Origin of the sequence: Arenimonas sp., assembly GCF_035312645.1 — a bacterium.
GTDB lineage: Bacteria > Pseudomonadota > Gammaproteobacteria > Xanthomonadales > Xanthomonadaceae > Arenimonas.
This window is the reverse complement of record NZ_DATGBO010000068.1, coordinates 1-5,880: the sequence shown is the minus strand read 5'-3', so window position 1 is coordinate 5,880 and position 5,880 is coordinate 1. Positions and strand designations below refer to the sequence as shown.

Here is a 5,880-nt window from a genome sequence, read left to right as displayed (position 1 = left end):
GCCGACGGCGAGCGTAATGATCATCAGTGCAGTCAGGGCCGGATTGCGGCGCAGACTGCGCAGGCCCAGTCCGAAGTAGTAGGCAAACATGCTGTTCTCCTCAGACGGTCGCGGCGACGGCGGCGAGCGAGGCGTTGGTCTCGCGCAGCAGATCGGAAACCTGGCCGTCGATGATGTGCACGTTGCGCTGTGCGCGTGCGGCGAGTTCAGGATCGTGCGTGACCATCAGGATGGTGGTGCCCTGCGAGTTGATTTCCTCGAGCAGCTCCATCACGCCGCGCGCCATCTGCGTGTCGAGGTTGCCGGTGGGCTCATCGGCGAGCAGCAGTTTCGGCGAACCAGCGAGGGCGCGCGCGATCGCGACACGCTGCTGCTGGCCGCCGGACAATTCCGCCGGGAAGTGTTTCGCGCGCGACGCCAGGCCGACGCGGCCGAGCGCGTCCTCGATGCGGGTCTTGCGGTCGGCGGCGTTGAAGCCGCGATAGCGCAGCGGCACGTCGACGTTGTCGAACAGGTTGAGGTCGGGAATCAGGTTGAAGCCCTGGAAGATGAAGCCGAGTTTTTCATTGCGCAGCTTCGAGCGTGCGTTGTCGTCCATGCCCTTGACGTTGACGCCATCGAGCAGGAACTCGCCGCCGCTGAATTCCTCGAGCAGGCCGGCGATATTGAGGAACGTGGTCTTGCCCGAACCCGACGGCCCGGTCACGGCGACGAACTCGCCTTCCTTCACGTGGATATCGAAACCACGCAGCGCATGCGTCTCGATCATGTGGGTGCGGTAAACCTTGCTGAGGTTGGTCATCTTGAGCATGGCGGGGTCCTTGGGGCGGGAATCGGGAATCGGGAATCGGGAATCGGGAATCGGGAATCGGGAATCGGGAATCGGGAATCGGGAATCGGGAATCGGGAAAAGAACTTGCGTCACCCCCGCGAAGGCGGGGGTCCAGAGTCTTTGCGTGGATGAGCGAAAGACACTGGATGCCCGTCTGCGCGGGCATGACGGAAAATTTTCTTGGAATGGATGGGATCACTCATTCACCGACACCCGCTCGGCATTGTCGAAGCTGTCGGTGCCGGCGATCACCACATGGTCGCCCTGCTTGAGGCCGGAAAGGACTTCCACGGCGCTCACGCTGGTCGCGCCCAATTGCACCGGGCGGCGCACGGCGATGCCGCCGTCCATCACGTAGGCGGAGCGACCGCCGCCGTCCTCGACGAAAGAACCGCGCGGCAGCATCAGCACGTTCGGCTTTTCCTCGATCAGAATGCGGGCATTGACGCGCTGGCTCTGGCGCAGGCCATCGGGCTGCTTGCCGTCGAAGCGCACGCGCGCGAGCACCTGGTTTTTCACCACTTCCGGTGAGATCGCCGACAGCTTGCCGGTCGCGGTGAGCGTGCCGATGCTGACTTCCGCGGACATGCCCAGGCCGAGGTCGTCGGCGTAGCTCTCCGGAATTTCCAGTTCCACTTCCAGGCGCGACAGATCGACTACGGTCATCAGCGGCGCATTCGCCGGCACCACGGCGCGGTCGGCGACCGAGAGCGTGCCGATCACGCCATCGACCGGTGCGCGCACCGACAATTCGTCGACGCGGCGCTGGATGTTGGCCACGACCAGATGCTGACGCTGCAACTGGCTGAGTTTGGTCTTGAGCTCGAGGCCGACGTCCTGCACTTCCAGCCCCGAGGCCTGTGCAGCCTGCTTGCTGCGGATCTCGGCGCTTTTGAGTGCATCCTGCGCACGCAAGAATTCCACTTCCGCGATCGCGCCGGCTTTGTAGCCTTTTTCGGTGCGTTGCAGGATGCGCTGTGCGCCCAGGCGCGACACTTCCGCTTCGTCGGCATCGCGACGCGCGATCAGCTTCTGTTTCTCGGCAAGGATGCGCTGGCGCGCGACTTCGTCTTCAAGTTGTTCCAGGCTCGACTGTTCGCGCGCCAGTTCGTTGCTCAGGCTGGGCGAGTCGAGCACGGCGAGCACGTCGCCTTTCTTCACCGCATCGCCGGCGTGGATCTTCAGCGTCACCGTGCTTTCGGCCGGCGCATAAAGCGTCGGGCTGACCGCGGCGACGACACGGCCGTTGACCGACGCGTCGCGCACCAGCGTGCCGCGGCTGACTTCGGCGATGCGCAGGCGCGATGCATCGATCGAACGATCGCTGCCGCGCCAGGCGCTGACCAGCACGACGACGGCGACCAAGGCTACGGCGGCACCGGCGAACAGCCACAGGCGGCGCTTGTTGGCCTGGCCGGGTGGCGGGGCGATGACCTTGTCCTGGGCGGAGGTGTCGCGAATCATGCGGGCGGAATCCTTTTTGCCATGGCGGTGTCCAGGGTCTTTTCAGCAGGTTTCGTGCCAGCTCCAAGCTACTGAAAACAAAGAAAATGATTTGGCGGCCCGGACTGTCCGCGGTGTCCGCTGGGCGTCCGCGCGAAAGCTGCGGACGCGGCGCCGGCAGCGTCGTCCGCCGCCGCCGGGAGCGAATTTCAAATGCGCTAAAATCGCGCCCTGTCCCTCAAGGTTGACCAACACATGTGCGGAATCGTCGGGGCGATCGCCCAGCGGGATGTGGTTCCCTTTCTGGTCGATGGTCTCAAGCGCCTGGAATACCGCGGCTACGATTCCGCCGGCCTGGCGGTGCTCACCGATGAGTTGCGCCGCGTGCGCCGCACCGGTCGCGTCGCGGAAATGGAAGCGGCGGCGCAGAGCGAAGGCCTGCAGGGCCGCATCGGCATCGGCCACACGCGCTGGGCCACGCACGGCGGCGTCACCGAAGGCAATGCGCATCCGCACATCAGCGATGGCGAACTCGCGATCGTGCACAACGGCATCATCGAGAACCACGAAGAGCAGCGCGAGAAACTGCGCGCGCTCGGCTACCGCTTCGAATCGCAGACCGATACCGAAGTCATCGCCCACCTGATCCAGCACTACCTCAAGCTCGAAAGCGACCTGCTGCGCGCCACCCAGCGCGCCGTGCGCGAGTTGACAGGCGCCTATGCGATCGCCGTGGTCAGCAAGCGCGAGCCCAACCGTTTCATCGCCGCACGCATGGGCTGCCCGCTGCTGGTCGGCCTGGGCGAGGGCGAGAACTTCGTCGCGTCCGATGTCTCGGCGGTGATCTCGGCGACGCGCCGGGTGATCTTCCTTGAAGAAGGCGACGTCGCGGAAATCAGCCTCGACGGCGTGCGCGTGTTCGATCTCGCCGGTGCGCCGGTCGAGCGCGATGTGCATGTTTCCGATGTGTCGCTGGCGTCGATGGAGCTGGGCCCGTACAGCCACTTCATGCAGAAGGAAATCCACGAACAGCCGCGCGCGCTCGCCGACACCATCGAGCCGGTGATCGCCGAAGGTTTCTCGCCGGTGCTGTTCGGCGCCGATGCCGCGAAGCTTCTCGCCGATGTCGAAGGCGTGAAGATCCTCGCTTGCGGCACCAGTTATTACGCGGCGCTGACCGCGCAATACTGGCTCGAAGCCATCGCCGGTCTGCCGTGCACGGTGGAGATCGCCAGCGAATACCGCTATCGCACGGCGGTGGCAAACCCTAAACATCTGATCGTCACGATTTCGCAGTCCGGCGAAACCCTGGACACGATGGAGGCGCTGAAATACGCCAAGTCGCTGGGTCACACCAAGACGCTGTCGATCTGCAACGTGCAGGAAAGCGCGATCCCGCGCGCGAGCGCCATGGTGTTCTACACCCGCGCCGGCGCCGAGATCGGCGTGGCGTCGACCAAGGCTTTCACCACGCAGCTGGTCGCGTTGTTCGCGCTCACCGGCACGCTGGCGAAACTGCAGGGTCGTCTCGACGCGACGCGCGAAGGCGAATTCCTGGGAGCGCTGCGGCATCTGCCCGGCAGCGTGCAGCACGCGCTGAATCTCGAGCCGCAGATTGTCGCCTGGGCGGACAAGTTCACTCCGAAACAGCACGCGTTGTTTCTGGGCCGCGGCCTGCACTATCCGATCGCGCTCGAAGGCGCGCTCAAGCTCAAGGAAATCTCGTACATCCATGCCGAGGCCTATCCGGCTGGCGAACTCAAGCACGGGCCACTGGCCCTGGTCGATGCGCAGATGCCGGTGGTGGTGATCGCGCCGAACGACGCGCTGCTGGAAAAAGTGAAGTCGAACATGCAGGAAGTGCGCGCGCGCGGCGGCGAGCTGTTCGTATTCGCCGATGCCGACAGCCACTTCAGCGAATCCGAAGGCGTGCACGTGATCCGCACGCCGCGGCATGTCGGCCTGCTCAGCCCGGTCGTGCACGCGATCCCGGTGCAGTTGCTGGCGTACCACACCGCGCTCAAGCGCGGTACGGATGTCGACAAGCCGCGCAATCTCGCCAAATCGGTGACGGTGGAATAATTTCCAACCGGGAAATGCGATCACCGCTGTTCGGCATTCGCCAGTGACGGCGGAATAGCGGGACGAGAGCTGGCGAATGCTTCGACCGGTCTAAGGTCCCGCATCCTGTTTTTTGTATTGCCTGGCCAGTTGACTGCCGACCCTCAAGGAGTACGATCCGAGGCCCAACCTGCACCCGGAGGCTCGTCATGAGTATTTGGGAGATCAAGGGCGCCGAACTGGTCAATTGCAGCTGTGAATACGGCTGCAACTGTCAATTCAACGCACTGCCGGACAAAGGCCACTGCCACGCGGTGGCGGGCATCCAGATCGACGAAGGCCATCATGGCGAAACGCGGCTGGACGGGTTGCGGCTCGCGGCGATCTTCAAATGGCCTGGCCCGATTCACGAGGGCAATGGCGAAGCGATCGCGTTCGTCGATGCCAAGGCCGATGACAGGCAGCGCGAAGCGTTGCTGCGGATCATGACCGGACAGGACACCGATCCATTCGCGACGATGTTCGCTGTCTACGCCTCGACCGTGACCAAGATGCACGCGCCGGTGTTTACCGATATCGATCTCCAGCTCGACATCGACGGCCGCAAGGGTCGGGTTTTCGTCAAGGATTACATCGACACTGTCGGCGAGCCAATTCGCAACAAGGTCACCGGTGTCGAATCCCGCGCCCAGATCGTGTTGCCGGACGGGTTCGAATACGCGATTGCCGAGATCGGCAGTGCCTCGAGCCAGACCACGGGACCGGTCAAGGTATCCCTGACCAACACCTACGGACAGTTCGCGCGCCTGCACCTCAACAGTCATGGTGTTGTTCGCGCCTGAGTCGTGGCGATCTTGTCCGTGTCGGCACTCGAACGCCTGTTGAAACGCGACGGCGCGATCACTGTTGTCGGTCTGTTCGTCCTGTGGGTGTTGACCTGGACATACATCGTGGCCGGTGCTGGACTCGGCATGACGGCCTGGGAGATGACGCGGTTGGTGCTGCTGCCACAGCATGATGGCGCGGTCACGACGATGACGATGCCTGGGGCGGAGATGGCAGCTGCGATGACAGGGTGGAGCCCCGGATACTGGGCGCTGATCATCGGCATGTGGTGGACCATGATGGTCGCCATGATGATACCGAGCGCCGCGCCGACGATTTTCCTGTATGCCCGCGTGCATCAACACAACAGGGCACAGGGGCGGCTCGAGGCTGAGCATGCGTCGACTGCCGCGTTTGTCGCAGGTTACTTCCTGACATGGCTGCTGTTCTCGGTCGCTGCCGCGGTGCTGCAGCAGAGGCTGGAAAGTGCGGGGCTCATCTCGGCGATGGCGATGGGTTCGCAAGTGCGCTGGCTATCGGGCACCACGTTGATCGCGACGGGTCTGTATCAGCTGTCGCCACTGAAAAATTCCTGCCTGTCGCACTGTCGCGAACCGGCGCGGTTCCTCTCCCGGCATTGGCGACCAGGCGCCCTGGGCGCGTTGCGGATGGGCGTTGTCCATGGTGCCTACTGCATCGGTTGCTGCTGGATGCTGATG

The 5,880-nt window shown here is 63.8% G+C and carries 5 protein-coding genes; 3 read left to right on the top strand and 2 right to left on the bottom strand.

The annotated features are described in order from the left end of the window. Positions 1 to 100: 100 nt before the first annotated feature. Both VKM35_RS06420 and VKM35_RS06415 read right to left on the bottom strand, forming a co-directional pair. Positions 101 to 811, bottom strand: coding sequence for an ABC transporter ATP-binding protein (locus VKM35_RS06420; protein WP_324319552.1), 711 nt, complete (start codon positions 809 to 811; stop codon positions 101 to 103). A 216-nt stretch (positions 812 to 1,027) separates the two neighbouring features. Next, entirely contained in the window at positions 1,028 to 2,296 is a 1,269-nt protein-coding gene (locus VKM35_RS06415; RefSeq protein WP_324319550.1) for an efflux RND transporter periplasmic adaptor subunit, read from the bottom strand. A gap of 234 nt (positions 2,297 to 2,530) precedes the next feature. Here VKM35_RS06415 and glmS point away from each other — a divergent pair, with 234 nt between their 5' ends. From glmS to VKM35_RS06400, 3 genes are all read left to right on the top strand, one after another. After that, on the top strand, positions 2,531 to 4,357 hold the full coding sequence (gene glmS, locus VKM35_RS06410) for a glutamine--fructose-6-phosphate transaminase (isomerizing) (RefSeq protein ID WP_324319548.1): 1,827 nt from the start codon (positions 2,531 to 2,533) through the stop codon (positions 4,355 to 4,357). 188 nt (positions 4,358 to 4,545) lie between these two features. Next, positions 4,546 to 5,178, top strand: coding sequence for a DUF1326 domain-containing protein (locus VKM35_RS06405; RefSeq protein WP_324319546.1), 633 nt, complete (start codon positions 4,546 to 4,548; stop codon positions 5,176 to 5,178). A gap of 3 nt (positions 5,179 to 5,181) precedes the next feature. Then, on the top strand, positions 5,182 to 5,880 hold a 699-nt coding region (locus VKM35_RS06400; protein ID WP_324319544.1), incomplete at its 3' end, for a DUF2182 domain-containing protein.

Bases quoted from the DNA above. Each gene is read 5' to 3' on its own strand.
- VKM35_RS06420 (WP_324319552.1), bottom strand. From the start codon at position 811: ATGCTCAAGATGACCAACCTCAGCAAGGTTTACCGCACCCACATGATC.
- VKM35_RS06415 (WP_324319550.1), bottom strand. From the start codon at position 2,296: ATGATTCGCGACACCTCCGCCCAGGACAAGGTCATCGCCCCGCCACCC.
- glmS (WP_324319548.1), top strand. From the start codon at position 2,531: ATGTGCGGAATCGTCGGGGCGATCGCCCAGCGGGATGTGGTTCCCTTT.
- VKM35_RS06405 (WP_324319546.1), top strand. From the start codon at position 4,546: ATGAGTATTTGGGAGATCAAGGGCGCCGAACTGGTCAATTGCAGCTGT.